Raw genomic sequence first — 18396 nt, forward strand, 5'->3', positions numbered from 1 at the left:
GAAGCATGCGGAAAAAACGGCGGCTGTCGATGACGAAAACCGTCCCGTGTTTAAAGCCCGTGCCGCGAAGTCCGCCCGGATAAGCGCCGACACGGCTTTGGCATGGCTTGGTGCCGAGGCTATAACCTGGCTTCGACACCGGAGAAAGGAAACAGCGATGCCGATCAAGCGCTGGGACAAATCAGAAATGCCGTCCCGCCATGTGACGGTCGGGCCAAGCCGAGCGCCACATCGCAGCTACTATTATGCGATGGGGCTGACCGAGGCTGAGATTGACCAGCCTTTTGTGGGGGTAGCCACCTGCTGGAACGAGGCCGCACCCTGCAATATCGCGCTGAGCCGTCAGGCCCAGTCGGTCAAGAAGGGTGTCGCGGAGACCGGCGGCACGCCGCGCGAGTTCACCACCATCACCGTCACCGACGGGATCGCCATGGGCCATCAGGGGATGAAGTCGTCCCTGGTGTCTCGGGACCTGATCGCGGACAGCGTGGAACTGACCGTCCGCGGCCATTGCTACGACGCCCTGGTGGGCCTGGCCGGGTGCGACAAGTCGCTGCCCGGCATGATGATGGCAATGTTGCGGCTGAACGTGCCCAGCGTCTTCATGTATGGCGGTTCGATCCTGCCCGGGAAGTTCAAGGGCCGTGATGTCACCGTCGTCGATGTGTTCGAGGCGGTCGGCATGCACGCCGCCGGAAACATGTCGGATGCCGACCTGCATGAGTTGGAATGTGCCGCCTGTCCGTCAGCCGGTGCCTGCGGTGGTCAGTTCACCGCCAACACCATGGCGACGGTGTCCGAGGCTATCGGCCTGGCGCTGCCGGGTTCGGCGGGATCTCCGGCGCCATATGAGGAGCGTGATCGGTTCGCCACCGAGTCGGGCCGAGCGGTGATGAAGCTGATCGAACAGCGCATACGCCCGCGTGATATCGTGACCTTGAAGGCGTTGCAGAATGCAGCGGTTGTGGTCGCTGCCACCGGAGGTTCGACCAATGCCGGGCTGCATCTGCCGGCGCTGGCGCATGAGGCCGGCATCCGCTTCACCATGGACGACGTGGTCGAGATCATGCGCCGCACGCCCTATATCGCGGACCTGAAACCGGGTGGGAAATACGTCGCCTTCGACGTGCACAACGTCGGTGGCATTCCAGTGATCATCAAGGCTTTGCTGGACGGCGGGTTGCTGCATGGCGATTGCCTGACGGTGACCGGGCGGACGCTGGCGGAGAACCACAAGGACGTGGTGTTTCCGCCGGATCAGGACGTGATCTATCCGGTGTCGCGGCCGATCTCCCCGACGGGGGGCGTCGTTGGCCTGAAGGGCAGCCTGGCGCCCGACGGGGCGATCGTGAAGGTCGCTGGCCTGCACGCTCTGCGGTTTGAGGGGACCGCGCTGTGCTTTGACTCCGAGGAAGCAGCCTTCGCCGCGGTCGAGGCTCGCGCTTACAAGGCGGGCGATGTCATCATCATCCGCTACGAAGGGCCCAAGGGTGGTCCCGGCATGCGCGAGATGCTGTCCACGACAGGCGCGATCTACGGCCAAGGCATGGGCGAGAAGGTCGCGCTGATCACCGACGGACGGTTTTCCGGTGGAACCCGCGGCTTCTGCATCGGCCATGTCGGGCCGGAGGCGGCCGTGGGCGGGCCGATCGCAATGGTGCGGAACGGCGACAGGATCGTCATCGATGCCGAAAAGGGTACCATCGACCTGATCGTCCCCGAGGCGGAACTGGCGCGGCGAAAGGCCGCCTGGGCGCCCCGCAAGACCGACTACAACGCGGGTGCAATCTGGAAATTTGCCCAACTGGTCGGGCCGGCGCATCTGGGAGCGGTGACCCACCCCGGCACCGCGTCCGAGACGCATTGTTACGCCGACATCTAGTGTCCTGCCGCAGAAGTTCGCCGCACTTTGCGGCGGACGTATGGGATCGGCAGGCCACTGAAAACAAAGAGCTAATGTCGCGAGACTGATGTTCGCCTGATATGGCGAACTTCGGACTCGTGACACTAGTCGGCCATCGTCGGGTGGGATTGTTACATTCTTCCATCCACGGTTACGGATGGCGGTGGTAGGTCTGCGCTCAGCAGGGTTCAAGGAGTTTGTATATGAAGTGGCTCGTTGCGGGTGCGGCGGTTTGTCTGCTTGCCATGGGAACTGCCAACGCGCAGCCGCCGCCACCGCCGACCTACGCGCCGATCCCACCGCCGCGCGCGGAAGTGGTACCGCCGCCGCCAGGCGGACGCATGATCTGGGAACCGGGGCACTGGCAATGGGATGGCGCTCGGTATGCATGGCACCCGGGCCGCTACGTGGAGCGCGGACCGCACCACGGACATTACGTCCAAGGCCGCTGGATCTGGGGTCCGCGGGAGCATCGCTGGCTCTGGCGCCCCGCCCACTGGGGGTGACGATACCGGCCCCGCGACGCGCTCGCGGAGCCGGAGCGTGAAAAATCATCCGGGTCAGTGCAGGTCGCCGGGTCAGTGCAGGTCGATCATCACCGGTACGTGGTCCGACGGTTGCGGCCGATCGCGTTCGGTCTTGTCGGGATCGGCTGCAACAAGCCGCTCCGCCAAGGTCGGCGAAATCAGAGCGTGATCGATCCGCATTCCCCGGTCGCGTTGCCAGGCACCGCCCTGGTAGTCCCAGAACGTGTAGACCGGTCCGTGCGGATGCACCGCCCGAACCGCGTCGGTGAGCCCCATCCAGATCATCCGGCGATGGCGCTGCCGGCTCTCCGGACGCACCAATGCATCGCTCGGCGGCAATGCGCCCGGAGCGAAATCCTCGTCCGTTGGACAGATATTGAAGTCGCCGGTGATGACGAACGGCCGGTCCGCTTCCAGCAACGCCTGGGCATGGTCGGCCAATCGGTCCATCCAGGCGAGCTTGTATGCGAAGCCCTCGTCGCCGCGAGAGTTGCCATTCGGCGCATACACCCCGATGAGTGTGACGTCGTCAGTCTCGATCTCGATGTACCGCGCCTGGCCGTCGTCTTCCGGCAGGCCGGGTAGAGCTCGGTCCACGACCTTGAACGGCTTGCGCGCCAGGACGGCAACGCCGTTGTAGGACTTCTGCCCGACCGCCTCCGCGGTGTAACCAAGGGCGTGGAACGCCAGCTGTGGAAACGCCGCGGTCTCGCATTTGATTTCCTGCAGGAACAGCACATCGGGCTGGGATAGTTCCAGCCAGCGCTGCACGTGGGCTTCGCGCTGGCGGATCGAGTTGACATTCCAGGTGGCGATCTTCACGTCGGTGTACTCCGCCTGCTGATCCTGGGTGTCTTGCCGCGGGTCGGTGTTCTGTTCACTGTGCTGCCAGCCTGGAAAGGGACGCCGCATGTCGATCGAGCTATATACCTGGAACACCCCGAACGGCCGCAAGATCAGCGTGGCGCTGGAGGAGATGGGCCTGCCGTACAATGTGCATCCGGTCAATATCTCCAAGAACGGACAGTTCGCGCCGGAATTCCTCAAGATCAGCCCGAACAACCGGATCCCCGCGATCATCGATCCGGACGGTCCGGGTGGGGCGTCGATCAGTGTGTTCGAGTCGGGCGCAATCCTGATCTACCTCGGGCAAAAAACCGGCAAGTTCTATCCGACGGACCCGCGTGCCCAGGTTCCGGTGCTGGAGTGGCTGATGTGGCAGATGGGCGGTTTCGGCCCGATGCCCGGTCAGGTGCACCACTTCCTGCAGGTGGAAAATCCGCAGGACCAGCGCTATGGGCTGGAGCGCTATTCGAAGGAGACCGCGAGGCTTTACGGCGTGCTCGACCGCAGGCTGGCGGCGCACGAGTTTGTTGCGGATGCGCTTTCGATCGCCGATTTCGCTATCCTGGGATGGGCGTGGCGGCACGAGCGGCACAAGATCGATTTGGCCGAATTCCGTCACGTCAGGCGGTGGTATGAGGCGATGATGGATCGGCCCGGGGTAAAACGGGGCTTCGAGGTCGCGCTGGGCTAGGGCGAAGCCGTTTCAGGTTTGACGCTGAGGCGCTGTTTCCCCTACAACATAGGCGCAAACGCCGTGTCCGAGCTTGCCGTGCGAGCGGGTGGCTTGGGGATGTTGCCCCGGCGGAGGGGTGGCCGAGTGGCTGAAGGCGGCGGTTTGCTAAACCGTTGTACGGTGTCAAGCCGTACCGTGAGTTCGAATCTCATCCCCTCCGCCAATATGCTCAATCAATCGATTGATTTTATTAGGTAAAACTTACCAGAGCTGCTGGTGGCCTACAATCCAGCCTACATTTTGAGGTGGACGAAATGGGATGATTTGGGACGCCCCACCAGCAGGCGGCGTGATCGCGGCGTTCGCTTGGCCGCCGATCGGCGACGGTATAAATTTAAAGGCCACGAATTTGGATAGTGTTGCGCGTCACCGGGACGGCGCGGGCAGCCAGCGGTCAAGCAAGCGTCCGAGTGCCCCGGCAATTGCCGCGGAATCGTCCTTGTCCATCTCAGCCAGCAGCCCCATGCGCGTGAGCGCGGCGACCTCAGCGTGTCGGAGTTCGATCGATACGGGGGTGAGCCCGATCCGCCGCCGCTCCCGGGTTCGGCGCATTCGCACGGCGGAGGAGGATTTTATCATCCCGCGCCATTGTGCACGGCGGGCGCCGGGATCGCAGTTGCGTCCACCCATGTGTTCGGAAACGAGTGGCAGCCGGCGCACAGCCACGGGCCAGGGCCCCGGACAGTGCGGCGCGGCGCAGCCATAGCCTGGAGCCACACGCAAAACAGGGGGTGTCGGGTAGGCTGCCCAAGCCCAACGGGCCAGGGGCGATGTCCAACCTGACTCCCGACCCGTCATCACTTTCAGCATTGCAACAAGCAGGGGTCCCACGGTCCCGGACCCAAGAAACCCAGCACTTACACCGCTTTCCCTGGGACCCGTTTGAACAGGTCCACGGATACCAGGGGTCCCGGCACTTGGAAATGACGGGGTGCGGCAGGGCTCCGGGTCGATGGTCGATGGACCCGCGCTCAAAGGTCCAAGACGCTCGGCCATTCGGCGTAAATCAGCCAGTGCCATCGGCGCCGACCTCGTCGTCAGCAAGGATCGCGCCGGAAACGCGATAAACCCGCCGCCGTCCTTCGTTCGGCACTTCTGCGCGCCCCGCTCTGTGCCGGTCATCACCGCCCAGCAGCCAACCCTTTGACGCCAGCAAGTCCGCCGCCCGCTTGGCATTAAGGCCTCGGCACACATCGGCTTTCCACGTCTCAGGGTAGGATCAGGTATTCCCAGGTTTCGCTGGATGGGCTTGGCATTCGCCGTCGCCAACCGGCCCGGTTAATCGTACGCGCCTCCGCCGGGGCCGATGCACTGTCTCCGGCGCCATCCAATAATGTAAACCTGCTTTCGCCGTGCGTTTCGAGGAAGTGGCGGATCTGTGTCAGCGCCGCCGCCTCCTCGGCCGGTCCCGCGCCGCCGCGTTCCGCCAGCCACGTCGCGAAGCAGGTCCCGGCCGCGCGCATCGCCTCCCCTTCTGGCCAGGGTAAAACGTCGTAGTCCCGGGCCAGCTCGCCGGCCGCTCCAATCAGCGCAAACCGGCTCGCAACGTTTCGCACCTGCCTGTCTGCGCCACCCGGCACGTGGTGAGCCAGAATGCATCACCTCCGTGCAGCACGAAGACTGGCGCGAATTCGCCTTGGTGCCAGCCGGTGCGGTTCACGCAGCGCAGACGCCGGGCGACTTCCACCGCCCCAATAAACCGCTTCAGCTTGTCGTGAGCTGCGCCGTTCGACCCGCATGACAGACCGGCGTGTTCCAGTTCCTCCGCGATCTCATTTCCCGGCCGATGGATCAGCCGGCGTGGGATGGCCCATTGGTGAAGTCGACCGTCGCGGTCGCGCCAGCGCAGCAGAAGGCCCCATGCCTCGCCGGTCACGCTGCGGGTCTCGCCGACTATACAGAACGGTGCAGAAACGAAAACGGGGACAGGAGTTAGGTTCCTGTCAGTCGGCTCAGGATAGAAGAACAAGCCCTTGGGTGTCATCCGGTACTCCGGTGGAAAGCTGGCCGCAGCGCCGTCCGGCGCATCATCCAGCAGCATGCGCAGCTGATCGGGCGTCACACCGTCTGGCGGATCGTCCGCCAAGTCCCAGCCCTCTGGCCAATCGGGCGGCGTTTCTACGGAGCGCACCATTTCGGCGCCGGCTTCATTGGCAAGATTGGCCACTGCCGCCGCAAAGTTTGCCCCTGACGCATCGTTGTCGGGCCAGATCGTCGCGGTGCGGCCTTGCAGCGGCGACCAGTCCGACTTGCCCGGCGCATTCGCGCCGTTCATGGAGGAAATGGCGACGTGGTCTGGAAACCGCACCTCCGCGCGATCGGCGGCCTTTTCCCCTTCAGTTATGATTACCGGGGCCGCTGGCCGGGCTGCCAACCGGTCGAGCCCATAAAGCGGCCGGGGCGTTGGAGGGGCCTTGGCGTGCCAACCGGTGCGGTCTCGCGCCTTGCCATCGCGGTCGGTCCACTGCCGCCGGCCGTAGCACCAAGGTGAAAATTGCTTGGCCTGTTTGCCGTTCTCTTTCAGCTTTGGCGAACCATCCTCATTGAACAGATTGTAGCGGGCCATGGCACACAGCAACGCGGCGTGGGCATCCCGGTATAGCCAAGCACCGGACGGCTCGCCATGCACCCAGTGGTGGAAGCGGTGCGGCGGCGGTTCCCGCTCTGGACAGGTTTGGATGTCCAACGTGTGGGCATCGTCGCCGCTGCCGGACGGTGTCGCCGCTGCCGCAGCGCGCTCATCATTGGTCAAAGCGGCAAACGGATCCGGGTCCAGACCCGGTGCGATTCCGTCGGTCATGGCCGCAGTCCCAGCAAGCCGGCCAGCCGACGCGCAGCTTCGCCCTGCGACAATCTGAATAGGTAGGCGACCAGGCTCACAGGGTCTCCGCCCTGGTCACCCGTGGCGAAGTCCGCCCAGCGACCGGTGCGCAGGTTCACCCGGAAAGAGCCGAGGTTACGATCACTGCGGTGCGGGTTTCGCGCCTCGTACTCGTGGCCGATCACCCGTCCGTCCGGCAGCCAGCGCGCCAGCAGGGCCGGTAGTTCACGTAGCGCGGCAGCGTTCGCCAGCGCAAAGGAGACAGTCACGGGACCCCTGGGACCCGAGCAACGGCAAGAACCGGTCCTAGGCCTGTTCATGGCAAGGCCAGGAGAAGCGTGAGTGTTTACGGCAAAGGGACCCGTAGGACCCCACGGACCCGTGGAATTCAATGCTTGGTTCGGCACGCTGTTGCCGGGTCCTGGAATAGCCAGGTCGGACAGATTAGCGCGGACGGGGACCGACAATTCAACGTCGTGGCTGCGCGCCAGCGCGATCATTTTGGCGATGGACTCGGAACTGCCAATGGATTGGAGGCCGGGCTTACCCGGGCAAGAATAAAAGAACATGACTTCCCCTTTCAGCTTGGAGGAAGCCCCGGCATGCGGTTGCGAAACGCTGTGGAATCGCGCATATACAGCTTGTCCGCCAGACAAAGGTTGTGTCCGTCAAGGTGTGCAAAAGCGGGTTTGGCAAACTGATTTTGGTGTTTCTTTGTTCGGCTGAACGGGGCCGTTTCTTCGTCCCGGCCTGATCGTCTTGGGGCAGCGTGGCCGCCGCGGTCAAGGATGGCCGCTGGGCCACCGGCGAAGCCGGCGCGAAGCGTCCTCGACGGCGGCGGCCACGCTGGCACCCTTGGGCAGCCCGGGCTGTGGGTCATGCCGCGGCTCGCATCTGCTGCTTCTTGTGTTCGCGCAGATCCTCCATGTTCAGATAACGCGGACTTTCCAACCACTCTTCATGGATTTCGACCGCCAGCGCACGGATTAGCCGCAAGCAACTGGCTGGGCGACTGAGCACGCGAAGGAGGGTGGGGAAGATCCGCACCACATGCGTGCGGCGTTTGATCTCCTGGTTCAACCGTTCCAGCAAGTTGGTCGATTTCATGTGTTTATGATGCGGCAACGGCAGCCGATAATAGGTCAGCGTCTCCTCGATGTTGTCTTCCACCCAACTGCATAGCCGCCCATATTTGCCGCTCCACTTGCCAAGCCAGGCGGCAAGGTCGCGCCGCACCTCGGCCAACTCACGCCGGTCATAAATCCAGCGCAGCTCTTGCAGGCAATCGTCGTTCGCCCGGCGCGGCAGATGGTCCAACGCATTACGCAGAAAGTGCACGTAGCAGCGCTGCCAGAACGCCTCGGGCAGCACCTCACGGATCGCTTGCTTCAGGCCCGGATGATCGTCCGAGACGACGAATTCCACCCCGTGCAAGCCGCGTTGCTTGAGCCCCAGCAGAAAATCGCGCCAGCTCGATGTGCTTTCGCGGTTGGCCAGGTCCACCGCTAGCACTTGGCGGTGACCTTCACCATCGACCGCGATCGCGATCAAGGCGGCCTGGCTGGCAATCACCCCGCCTTCGCGGGCCCGCTCGTAGCGCGCGTCCAGGATCAGATAGGGATAGGGTTCGTCCAGCTGCCGCGCCGCGAACGCCGTCAACGCCGCGTCCAGCGTCTTGTTCATCTCGCTGACCGACGAGGCCGAGAAGCTGTGCCCGCACAGCGTTTCGGTGACCGCCTTGACTTTGCGGGTGGATACGCCCTGCACATACATCTCGGCCAGCGCACTGACCAAGGCTCGCTCCGAGCGTTGATAGCGTTCGAATAATTCCGTCGAGAACAGACCCGAGCGGTCGCGCGGGACACGCAACTCAATCGAGCCGACGCGGGTGATCAGCGACCGGCTGTAGGACCCGCTGCGATAGCCGAGGCGACCGTCCACGCGTTCGCTCCGCTCCGCCGCCAACGCCTCCGTCATCTCCGCCCCCAGCGCCGCCTGGATCGCGGCCTTCACCGCTGAGCGCAGAAAATCTCCGTCCTGCGACAGGATGGCTTTCAGTTCGTTGGCTTCGTCCTTACCTTGCCGCTTGGTCATGGTGTGCGCCCTCTCCACAGGGTTGGTGACCTCGAACATCACCAGCATGACATGGCCGCTTCCACCGAGTTAGATTTTGCACAACACCTCGGACAGTATCCAGACAAACGCCTATCCACGCTCCCGACTCGGCTACCGCGCCGGGGCGGTTTCGTCTAGCGGGCCGCGCTAGGTGCGCGCAGCAGATACGCTTCAAGCGAACTCGTTACTACCACGGTGCGGCGACCGATTTTTCGAGCGTCGAGTTCATGCGACTTTATCAGCTCAGAGGCACGGGTGCGGGATATCGCTCCGTCCGTGAGCTGTTCGACGCCGTCGAGTGACGGCACCAATCGCGTGGCGGGTGCAGAAGTCGGGCCGGATGCCGGGAAGGCATCAACGTCCGCGCACGGCGATGAAAATTGAGTTTTTTGGCGCATCGAGCCATCCTGGTCACTGCTTGCAGAACAAGCACACGCCGCGAGCCGCGCAACGCGCTTCGGCTCAACAGCAGAAATGACTGCCCCACCCCAGCGCGAGATAGGATAAGGCCGGTCCCCCGGCTCGGGGGTGTTTTAGCCGCCAACCTCCGCGCGAGGTGACAACCCGACCATGCAGGATCGAGCAGGACGTTACCGGATCCTATGGAGTGTCGCAACAAGCTTTTGTACACGTGTTAGCCCCAAGTAGGAATGTCCCCTCCGTCCAAAGTTAGAATGTCCCCTTTTGCGCATGCTTGGGGACGCAATGGCCGAGACGGGGTTGTGGATGACGCAGGCGGAGCGCGATCGCGCCTATTGGGTGCGCCAGTCGATCGAATGTCGGTTGGGCCAGGCTGAAGCAGCGGAGCGCGTTGGCCTCAGTGTCCGCCAATTCAAGCGCTTGGTGCGTAAGGCGAAGACTGAGGGCGACGCGGGTCTGGTTTCGCATCAGCGCGGCCGGCCATCGAACAACCGGATGTCGGCGGCGCTGCGCGGTCGTATCGCGACGCTGCTGAGGGACAAATACCCCGACTTCGGCGCGACGCTGGCGGCGGAGAAGCTGCTGGAGTTGGACGGGATCGTCGTTTCGGCAGAGACGATCCGCCAGATGCAGATCGGCCTTGGCCTGTGGCGGCCCAAGCGCCGCCGGGCCAGGCGGGTGTTTCAGCTCCGCCAGCGGCGTCCGCGGTTTGGCGAGTTGATCCAGATCGACGGCAGTGCGCACCACTGGTTCGAGCGGCGCGGGCCGCGCTGTGCGCTGATCGTGTTCATCGACGACGCCAGCGGCCGGCTGACCGCGCTACGCTTCGCCCCGGCGGAGACGACGGCGGCCTATCTGGCGGCGCTGCGCGGCCACGTGCTGGACCATGGCCGGCCGCTGGCGTTCTACTCCGACCGGCACGGCATCTTCCGGATCAACGCTAAGGACGCCACGAGCGGCGACGGCAAGACCGAGTTCGGACGGGTGGCGGATCGGCTTGGGATCGAGCCGATCCATGCGCTGACCCCGCAGGCCAAGGGTCGTGTCGAGCGCGCCAACCAGACCCTGCAGGACCGGCTGGTCAAGGAGATGCGTTTGGCCGGCATTGGCTCGATCGAGGCGGCGAATGGCTTCGCGCCGGCGTTCATGGCGCGCTTCAACGCAAAGTTTGCGGTGCCGCCGCGCGACCCGGCTTCGGCGCACCGGCCGTGGACGAAGACCGCGCAAGCGTTGGACGACGAACTGGCACGGCGCGAGCAGCGGGTGCTGTCGAAGGCGCTGACCTTCCGCTCCGGCGGGACGATGTATTGCGTCAAGACACCCGGGCCTGGCACCGCGCTGCGCGGCGCGAAGGTGACGCTGCATCACTTTCCCGACGGTGCGCTGAGGGTGCATTACAAAGACCGGATCCTGCCGGTAACGGCCTATGCCCGCTATGCCATGCCCGCCCCGGCGGTGGACGGCAAGACCATCGATGCCCGGATCGACGCAATGATCGCTGCGCGGCACATCCCCAACGCCGCGGTTGAAACCGTCCCGGGGTGAGTACAGCCCGCGTAACAGCCGCCGCAGCCGTGGATAAGTGGCCCGCTTGCGCCCGATTCTGAACGATCACTCCAGCGGGCCACTTACCCACCGCTCCAACACCGCGATTGGACTAACGCTTGACCGGTGCCCACCCCCCGCCCAGCCCACAGGGGACATTTTAACTTTGGGGAGTCAGGGGACATCTCTACTTTGCATTGACACAAGCTTTTGTACACGAGATGCGTGCGGTCCTGATGACGGTGCGATGCTTATCGCGACGGGCTGACGTGGGCCTCGTCAATGCGCAGATGCAGTCGAACCGGATCAGACGAAAGAACGTTACGAACCCCAAAAATGGGAAAGCCCGGCACAACGTGACATTCCCGCCCTGCCATCACGATAACATAACGTTAAACATTGATGCGGTCTGTAGGCAATCCATCACGAATGATCCCGTAGTGTGAATATTTTAGGATGACAACCACTAACTAAACCCATTTCGAGTTCGCAGTCAGGACAGTCCCAAATCGTCCTGTTGGAGACGGTGGCGAACAGTGAGTGCAGGCTTTTTCGAACGTCCGATTCTGAACTCGCCATACCAGTTGCCGAAGTGGCACCACCACCTCGACGACAAAGGCCAACCAACCGATCTGCCGCTGATCCCCGGGCGCCGTCGCTCGGAACTGCTCACCCCAATTCCCAAGACGAAAAAGCACGGTAAAGCGCCCAGCAAGCGGAACCAGACCGTCACCGACAACAAGGGCCTGTCGGACGCTGAGGTCGAATACAACGCGAACTCGATCATCAACGAAATCCGCCAGTACGTGGATGCCTGGCGGGAACTGCCGAACCCGGCGCAGTGGCAGGTCACTCCGGCGACGCAGCGGCTTCTGCAACATTGGCGTAGTCACCCGTTCGCCAATCAAAAGCCGTTCTTCTGCCAGGTCGAAGCGGTTGAGACGATGATCTGGCTCAACGAGGTCGCCCCCGGCCTCGGCGCACGCGGACAGAAATTCCTCGCCCACGTGCAAGGCGCCAACGAACAGGCCAACCCGGGTCTGTTGCGTCTGGCGATGAAGATGGCCACCGGCAGCGGCAAGACGACCGTCATGGCCATGCTGATCGTCTGGCACACCATCAACGCCGTCCGCAGTCCCAATTCTCCGCGGTTTTCCCGCGGCTTCTTGATCGTCACACCCGGCATCACCATCAAGGACCGGCTGCGCGTGCTGCAGCCCAATGACCCCGACAGCTACTACCGCTCCCGCGAGCTCGTGCCTGAAGATATGCAGGCCGACCTCGCCAAAGCCAAGATCGTCATCAGCAATTATCATGCCTTCAGGCGGCGGGAACGCATGGAGGTCTCGAAGGTCGGGCGGGCGCTGCTGCAAGGCCGCGGCGACGCGATCGAAACCACCGAGACTGAAGGCCAGATGCTGAGCCGCGTCATGGGCGAGCTTATGGCTCTCAAGCACATCGTTGTGCTGAGCGACGAAGCGCATCACTGTTACCGCGAACGCCCTGGCGCCACCGCCGGATTGACCGGAGACGAACGGAAGGAGGCTGAAACCAACAACAAGGCTGCCAGGCTGTGGATCAGCGGCATTGAGATCGCCCAGCGTCACCTTGGCCTGCGCGCGGTGTATGATCTGTCGGACACGCCGTTCTTCCTGCGTGGTTCGGGGTATGCCTAGGCCACCTTGTTCCTCTGGACGGTCAGCGACTTTTCGCTGATGGACGCGATCGAATGCGGCATTGTCAAGCTGCCGCGCGTGCCGGTGGCGGACAACCTGCCGATCGAGGACATGCCGGTGTTCCGCGATCTATGGACCCACATCGGCAAGAAGATGCCGAAGAAAGGCGCCGGCAAATCTGGCCAACTGGACCCGCTGTCGCTGCCGTCCGAACTGCTGACCGCGCTGGACGCGCTGTATGGCCACTACACCAAGGTTTTCGAACTTTGGGAGGACGCGGGCATCGCCGTCCCGCCGGTGTTCATCGTGGTCTGCAACAACACCGCCACCTCTAAACTGGTGTACGAATACATCTCCGGCTTCATCCGTCAGGATGAAAACGGCTCTGACAACCACCATAATGGCCGGCTGGAACTGTTTCGCAACTTTAGCGACCACGGCGACCGCCTGCCGCGCATGCGCACGCTGCTGATCGACAGCGAACAACTTGAGTCCGACGAAGCCCTTGATGCTGAATTCCGAGATGCGGCGGCAGCCGAGATCGAGCAGTTCAAGCGCGAAATCGTCCAGCGCCAGGGGGCCGGGGCGGCCGACAATCTGACCGACAACGACATCCTACGCGAAGTCATGAACACCGTCGGCAGGGTCGGCCGGCTTGGCGCCCATATCCGCTGTGTGGTCTCGGTCTCGATGCTGACTGAGGGCTGGGACACCAACACGGTCACCCACGTGCTGGGTGTGCGCGCGTTTGGCACCCAGCTGCTGTGCGAACAGGTGGTCGGCCGCGCGCTGCGGCGGCTGAACTATGAAACGAACGAAGCCGGGCTGTTCAATCCCGAGTATGCAGACATCCTAGGCATCCCATTCCATTTCACCGCCAAGCCGGTGGTTGCCCCACCCGCCAAGCCACTGGAGATCGTGCGCGTGCAGGCGCTGCGCGATCGAGCAGCGCTGGAAATCACTTTCCCCCGCGTCGCTGGCTACCGCGTCGAACTGCCGAATGAGCGGCTGCGCGCCAGCTTCAGTGCGGACTCGGTGCTGGAACTGAACCCGGAACTGACCGGCCCCTGCACGACACTGATGGAAGGCATCGTCGGCGAGGGAGTCACCCTGGATGTCAAGCACCTGGGCACGGTGCGGCCCAGCACGGTGGCTTTCAATCTGGCCAAGCACCTGTTGTATCAGCACTTCCGCGACCCTGGCGAGGAACCGCGGCTGCACTTATTCGGCGACCTCAAGCGGATCGCGCGCGCGTGGCTCGACAGCTACTTGAAGTGCAGCGGCGGGGCCTTCCCCGCCCAGGTGCTGTACCTGCAGATCCTGGAGCTGGCCGCCGAACGCATCTGCCTGGCTTGCCAGGCCGGGTTGATGACGGTGGGCGAGAAACGCATCAAGGCAATCCTGGACCCCTACAATCCTGAGGGCGCTTCCCGGTTCGTCAATTTCACCACCAGCAAGGAATTGCGTTGGACCACCGATGCCGCGCGCTGCCACGTCAATCTGGTGATCTGCGATAGTGCCTGGGAAGTCGAATTCGCCCGCGTGGCCGAAGCACATCCGCGCGTGCTGGCCTATGTGAAGAACCAGGGTCTCGGGTTCGAGGTGCCCTATCGCGATGGTGCCACGCCGCGCCGCTATCTGCCCGATTTCATCCTGCATGTGGATGACGGGCACGGCCCGGATGATCCGCTGCATGTGGTGGTGGAGATCAAGGGGTATCGCCGCGGTGACGCACAACTGAAAGCCGAAACCATGCGCAATCTGTGGGAGCTGGGGGTCAACAACCTCGGTCGCCTCGGGCGCTGGGCATTCGCGGAGTTCACCGCGCAATTCGAGATAGAGGCGCGATTTGCCGAGTTGGTCGGGCAGCTTTGCGTCGCAGTGCCGGCCGTGGTGGCGGCCTAGGAGACGACGCGAACCATGACGCAGACGACATTCAAGACCAACCCGGTCGGGTTGGAGGAACTGCTGAGAGACTGCAGTTGCGGCAAGCTGCAACTGCCCGACTTTCAGCGCAGTTGGGTGTGGGACGAGGAGCGGATCAAGGGGTTGCTGGCGTCCATCTCCCAGGCGTTTCCGATAGGAGCGCTGATGACGCTGGAGATGAAGGCCGGCGCCGCCGAAACCTTCGCCCGCCGTCCGATCCAGGGCGCTTTGCCCGCGGCTGAGGCACGCGTGCCGGATGCGCTGTTGCTCGATGGCCAGCAGCGCATGACATCGCTGTATCAGACCTGCCTGCGCGATGAGGTGGTGGAAACCATCACCCCGCGGCAAAGGCTTGTCCGCCGGTGGTTTTATATCGACATCCAGAAAGCCCTTGATCCCGGCTCCGACCGGGGAGAAGCGATTTGCGGCATTCCAGAAGACCGCAAGGTTAAGCACAACTTCGACCGGGATGTGGTGCTCGATCTCTCGGAGCCGGACTTCGAGTACGTGCACTTGATGTTCCCGCTACACAAGGTTTTTGACACCTTCAAATGGATGCAGGGTTTCGTCAATTATTGGAACAGGAAGGGTGATCCCACAAAGTGGGACCTGTTCAGCGCGTTCAAGGAAGGCGTCCTCGACAATTTCAAAAGCTATCACGTCCCGGTCATTGCCCTTGGGCACGATACCTCCCACGAGGCGGTTTGCCTGGTGTTTGAAAAGGTGAACACCGGCGGCAAGGCGCTGGATGCCTTCTAACTCGTTACGGCAATGTATGCTGCCAAAGGCCATCGGTTGCGGGATGATTGGCTCGGCACGCCGGCACGTCCCGCCGGGAGCGGGAAGCCGGCACAAACCGCCGCGCCCGGCATTCAATCCCGGTTACAGACGTATGGACACTTCGCCAACAATAAGCACGGCGTGTTGGAAAGGTTGCGAGCACGGACTTTCTGCAAGCCGTCGCGCTGCTGCATTCCAGCGATATGCGGCAGCAGGCAAAGGCGGCCGGAATCAAGGACGCCTATCTGCCAGCGGTTTGGAGTGCGCCCCTGCGGGTGGACAGAATCAAGCCAGCATTTTTGACCGTCTGGCGGGTGTGTTGATCCTCAAACTGGGCCGGGCTGAGATAGCCAAGCGCTGAATGCAGTCGTTTGGTGTTGTAGACCTCGTCGATGAAGCGTGGAAGATCGGCGGTAACATCCTCGAAGGTTTCATAGGCTGCCAAGTAAACCGACCTTCAAGGTTTTCATGAAGCTCTCGGCTTTGGCATTATCATAGGGATTGCCGCGTCGGCTCATCGAACCTTTTAGGCCGTACTCGGCAATCAAAGTGCGATAGGCGTCCGACGCGTATTGCGCCCCCCGATCGGAATGGTGAACACAATCCTTGGGCGGCTGACGCAGGCGGATGGCGGCCTTGAAGGCGGCGATCGCAATCCGGGCATCCATCGATCGGCTGATGGCGTAGCCGATCACTTTGCGCGACCAGGCGTCCAGGATGGCGGCGAGATAGACGAAGCCACCCGGGATCGCCACATAGGTCAGGTCCGCGATCCAGAGCTGATTGGAGCGCTCGACCACCAGGCCCTTGGTCAGGTTCTTGAAGATCGGGCCGTGGTCGGGCATGAGGCTGGAAATTTGACTGATGACATCTACAACGGCGGCCCGGACATTGACGTGAAGCGCCGTTGTGTCGAAAGTGTGGCAGTGCCTCATGCGGGTGCGGTGCCGACATAAAGACGTCACACGGAGTACCTTGAATGGCGCGGCCGCGTCGGGCCATTGTGCGTCGAGTTTCGCCCTTTGGCAGCGTGCTGGCTTTTTGCTGGATGGCGGCCTTTGAGGCCCCGGCTCGCATGACGGCTATGGAAAAACGACCGCTGACTAGCCAGTATCATCAGCACCACCCAAGAAACGAGTGATGGTAATGAATTTTGGAACTGCTTTAGTCCTTACCATTCTCGGTATCCTTATGTGGATAGCCAGTCTTGGCTTTGCATACAACATAGGCTGGAATCGCGGACGCACTGATGGCGCCGAACGGGCTACCGATCGGGTGTCTTGCCCTCCGTCATAACATCGTCAGATGAAGGATGAGGCGTAATATTGTAACATAGAGGGAGGTACTGGTAATGGGATCGGCGGCCACAGATGCGAGTAGTGCTTTTCTTTCAATGATCTTGAAGGCATTTGATCGCGAGCGGCTACGGCGGCAACTAGCAGGGTTCGGATTTGACGCAACACACTGGGTCAGGATGACCGCATACGAACAATGTCATACGTGGCTTTGCGAACTTGGAGTAGAAAAGTCTTGATACTCTAAAAATCGCTCCAGGGCATTACTGGAACAACCCTCACGAATCCCCTCATTTTTGTTGACGCCGGGGTAGGCGCGATTAGCTCGGGTTGTGTAGCTGCTTTGACCCATGTCGGATGGGAGCGTCGAAGTGGCTGCGGTGTATCATTCTCGTCGGCGTTTGCAGGATGTGCGTGGGTTTATCGGCGGGTTGTATGGTCATGACCTGCATGCCAAACGGGTCGACGCGCTAGCGGGGGCCACACTCGGTGTGATGGCGGGCGCGTCGCTGGCGGTGGCGATGATCGGCCAAGCGCTGGCGCAGGCGCGCGGGTTGGTCACCAAGCATGCGGTCAAGCAGGTGGACCGGCTGATGAGCAACGCGGGCATCGACGTGTGGGACAGCTTTGCGCGCTGGGTCCCGCAGCAGGTGGGCAGCCTGACGAACATCCTGGTCGCGATGGACTGGACCGACTTTGACCATGATGGCCAATCGACGCTGGTGCTGAGCTTGGTGACGGGCCACGGCCGGGCTGCTCCGCTGCTGTGGCTGACCGTTTGGAAAGAAGAGATCGCAACCCGACGCAACGACTATGAGGACGCTTGCCTGCGGCGTCTCGCCGACCTCGTGCCGCCAGCATGCCGGGTGACGATCCTGGCCGATCGCGGCTTCGGCGACCACAAGCTGTTCGCCTTCCTTGGCGAACTGGGCTTTGGTTATGTCATCCGCTTCCGCGGCAACATCCTGGTCGCCGCCACCGATGGTGAGACGAAGCCTGCGGCTGAATGGGTGGGCAAGAACGGGCGTGCCCGCAAGCTGCGCGATGCTCGTGTGACGGCGCAGGGTCGCAGGGTCGGCGCTGTTGTCTGCGTGCATGCGAAGGGCATGAAGCAGCCTTGGTGCCTGGCCGCGAGCGATCCGGAGGCGACAGCGGCGGTTCTGGTGAACCACTACTCCAAACGCTGGACGATCGAGCCGGCGTTCCGCGACACCAAGGACCTGCGGTTCGGCATGGGGCTGTCGTCCACTCGCATCGGCGAACCCACAAGGCGAGACCGCCTGTTGCTGGTCAGCGCATTCGCCGTGGCGCTGTTGACCTTGCTTGGCAGGGTCGGCGAGAGCCTGGGCATGGACCGGCTGCTGAAATCCAACACCCGCAAGACCCGCAGCCATTCGCTGTTCCGCCAGGGCTGCATGCTCTACGAACTGATCCCCAATATGCCAGAGCACAGGCTCGCCCCACTCATCGCCAGCTTCGCGCAAGCTCTCTCACAGGCGACCGAGTTCGCCGGCGCGTTTGCCGTTACCGAAATGAGGGGATGATTGAGGTTCCCGGCAGGTGGGTGAAGTGATCTTGGCGAATCGGCAAGGCGTGCTACAAAATAGCGCTTGTCTTTTCTTGGCACGTCGGCCGCAGTTCTGGAGGGCTTGCAGATCAGCTCAGTGAAGGCGTCATCAAACAACAGGTCAAATCCACGGCGGCATCTGCGGAACACGCAACTGATGCCCGGGCGTCAAGCGTAGGGCGTCTGGCGGTCGTCCAGGTAAGCCGGCAGATGCCGCAGCTCCGGGTGCAGGTCGACGCGGT

12 protein-coding genes, 1 tRNA gene and 1 pseudogene are annotated in these 18396 nt (G+C 62.7%); 8 read left to right on the forward strand and 6 right to left on the reverse strand.

Going from position 1 to position 18396, the window contains the following annotated elements; all coding sequences use genetic code 11:
* Positions 1–157: 157 nt before the first annotated feature.
* Positions 158–1882, forward strand: coding sequence for a dihydroxy-acid dehydratase (gene ilvD / locus ACQY4Y_RS09385; RefSeq protein WP_428490281.1), 1725 nt, complete (start codon positions 158–160; stop codon positions 1880–1882).
* 224 nt (positions 1883–2106) lie between these two features.
* Positions 2107–2409: a hypothetical protein gene (locus tag ACQY4Y_RS09390; RefSeq protein ID WP_428490282.1), complete on the forward strand. Its 303-nt coding sequence runs from the start codon at positions 2107–2109 to the stop codon at positions 2407–2409.
* Between the two features lie 72 nt (positions 2410–2481).
* Here ACQY4Y_RS09390 and ACQY4Y_RS09395 read toward each other — a convergent pair whose 3' ends face one another.
* Positions 2482–3252 (reverse strand): exodeoxyribonuclease III, encoded by a 771-nt coding sequence (locus ACQY4Y_RS09395; RefSeq protein ID WP_428490768.1) that lies wholly within the window; start codon positions 3250–3252, stop codon positions 2482–2484.
* Positions 3253–3340: 88 nt separating this feature from the next.
* On the opposite strand from ACQY4Y_RS09395, the gene ACQY4Y_RS09400 reads away from it, so the two are divergent.
* Positions 3341–3967, forward strand: a complete 627-nt coding sequence (locus ACQY4Y_RS09400) for a glutathione S-transferase family protein (protein WP_428490283.1) — start codon at positions 3341–3343, stop codon at positions 3965–3967.
* Between the two features lie 112 nt (positions 3968–4079).
* Positions 4080–4172 (forward strand) — tRNA-Ser (locus ACQY4Y_RS09405).
* A 1362-nt stretch (positions 4173–5534) separates the two neighbouring features.
* On the opposite strand, the gene ACQY4Y_RS09410 is transcribed toward ACQY4Y_RS09405, so the two are convergent.
* From ACQY4Y_RS09410 to ACQY4Y_RS09420, 3 genes are all read right to left on the reverse strand, one after another.
* Positions 5535–6809 carry a DUF927 domain-containing protein gene (locus ACQY4Y_RS09410; RefSeq protein ID WP_428490284.1) on the reverse strand — a complete coding sequence of 425 codons (1275 nt, stop codon included), beginning with the start codon at positions 6807–6809 and terminating at the stop codon, positions 5535–5537.
* Entirely contained in the window at positions 6806–7099 is a 294-nt protein-coding gene (locus ACQY4Y_RS09415; RefSeq protein ID WP_428490285.1) for a hypothetical protein, read from the reverse strand. The genes ACQY4Y_RS09410 and ACQY4Y_RS09415 overlap by 4 nt, the downstream gene beginning before the upstream one ends.
* 607 nt (positions 7100–7706) lie before the next feature.
* Entirely contained in the window at positions 7707–8924 is a 1218-nt protein-coding gene (locus ACQY4Y_RS09420) for an IS256 family transposase (protein ID WP_428490753.1), read from the reverse strand.
* 711 nt (positions 8925–9635) lie between these two features.
* Here ACQY4Y_RS09420 and ACQY4Y_RS09425 point away from each other — a divergent pair.
* From ACQY4Y_RS09425 to ACQY4Y_RS09435, 3 genes and pseudogenes are all read left to right on the forward strand, one after another.
* Complete coding sequence (locus tag ACQY4Y_RS09425) at positions 9636–10910, forward strand: ISNCY family transposase (RefSeq protein ID WP_428489471.1); 1275 nt, start codon at positions 9636–9638, stop codon at positions 10908–10910.
* 536 nt (positions 10911–11446) lie between these two features.
* Positions 11447–14491: pseudogene (locus ACQY4Y_RS09430) on the forward strand (BPTD_3080 family restriction endonuclease).
* A 51-nt stretch (positions 14492–14542) separates the two neighbouring features.
* Positions 14543–15271: a DUF262 domain-containing protein gene (locus ACQY4Y_RS09435; protein WP_428490286.1), complete on the forward strand. Its 729-nt coding sequence runs from the start codon at positions 14543–14545 to the stop codon at positions 15269–15271.
* Between the two features lie 262 nt (positions 15272–15533).
* Here ACQY4Y_RS09435 and ACQY4Y_RS09440 read toward each other — a convergent pair whose 3' ends face one another.
* Both ACQY4Y_RS09440 and ACQY4Y_RS09445 read right to left on the reverse strand, forming a co-directional pair.
* Positions 15534–15737, reverse strand: coding sequence for an IS3 family transposase (locus tag ACQY4Y_RS09440; RefSeq protein WP_428490287.1), 204 nt, complete (start codon positions 15735–15737; stop codon positions 15534–15536).
* Complete coding sequence (locus tag ACQY4Y_RS09445) at positions 15724–16137, reverse strand: transposase (protein WP_428490288.1); 414 nt, start codon at positions 16135–16137, stop codon at positions 15724–15726. Before ACQY4Y_RS09445 ends, ACQY4Y_RS09440 begins: the two co-directional genes overlap by 14 nt.
* An 830-nt stretch (positions 16138–16967) precedes the next feature.
* Between ACQY4Y_RS09445 and ACQY4Y_RS09450 the strand changes: the two genes are divergently transcribed.
* Complete coding sequence (locus tag ACQY4Y_RS09450) at positions 16968–18131, forward strand: IS4 family transposase (RefSeq protein ID WP_428490769.1); 1164 nt, start codon at positions 16968–16970, stop codon at positions 18129–18131.
* Positions 18132–18396: the final 265 nt, after the last annotated feature.

This window comes from Rhodopila sp. (assembly GCF_965277165.1).
Taxonomy (GTDB): Bacteria; Pseudomonadota; Alphaproteobacteria; order Acetobacterales; family Acetobacteraceae; genus Rhodopila.

What these genes read in the sequence shown, in the direction of transcription:
- ilvD (WP_428490281.1), top strand. Translation starts at nt 158, where the DNA reads ATGCCGATCAAGCGCTGGGACAAATCAGAAATGCCGTCCCGCCATGTG.
- ACQY4Y_RS09390 (WP_428490282.1), top strand. Translation starts at nt 2,107, where the DNA reads ATGAAGTGGCTCGTTGCGGGTGCGGCGGTTTGTCTGCTTGCCATGGGA.
- ACQY4Y_RS09400 (WP_428490283.1), top strand. Translation starts at nt 3,341, where the DNA reads ATGTCGATCGAGCTATATACCTGGAACACCCCGAACGGCCGCAAGATC.
- ACQY4Y_RS09410 (WP_428490284.1), bottom strand. Translation starts at nt 6,809, where the DNA reads ATGACCGACGGAATCGCACCGGGTCTGGACCCGGATCCGTTTGCCGCT.
- ACQY4Y_RS09420 (WP_428490753.1), bottom strand. Translation starts at nt 8,924, where the DNA reads ATGACCAAGCGGCAAGGTAAGGACGAAGCCAACGAACTGAAAGCCATC.
- ACQY4Y_RS09425 (WP_428489471.1), top strand. Translation starts at nt 9,636, where the DNA reads ATGCTTGGGGACGCAATGGCCGAGACGGGGTTGTGGATGACGCAGGCG.
- ACQY4Y_RS09445 (WP_428490288.1), bottom strand. Translation starts at nt 16,137, where the DNA reads ATGCCCGACCACGGCCCGATCTTCAAGAACCTGACCAAGGGCCTGGTG.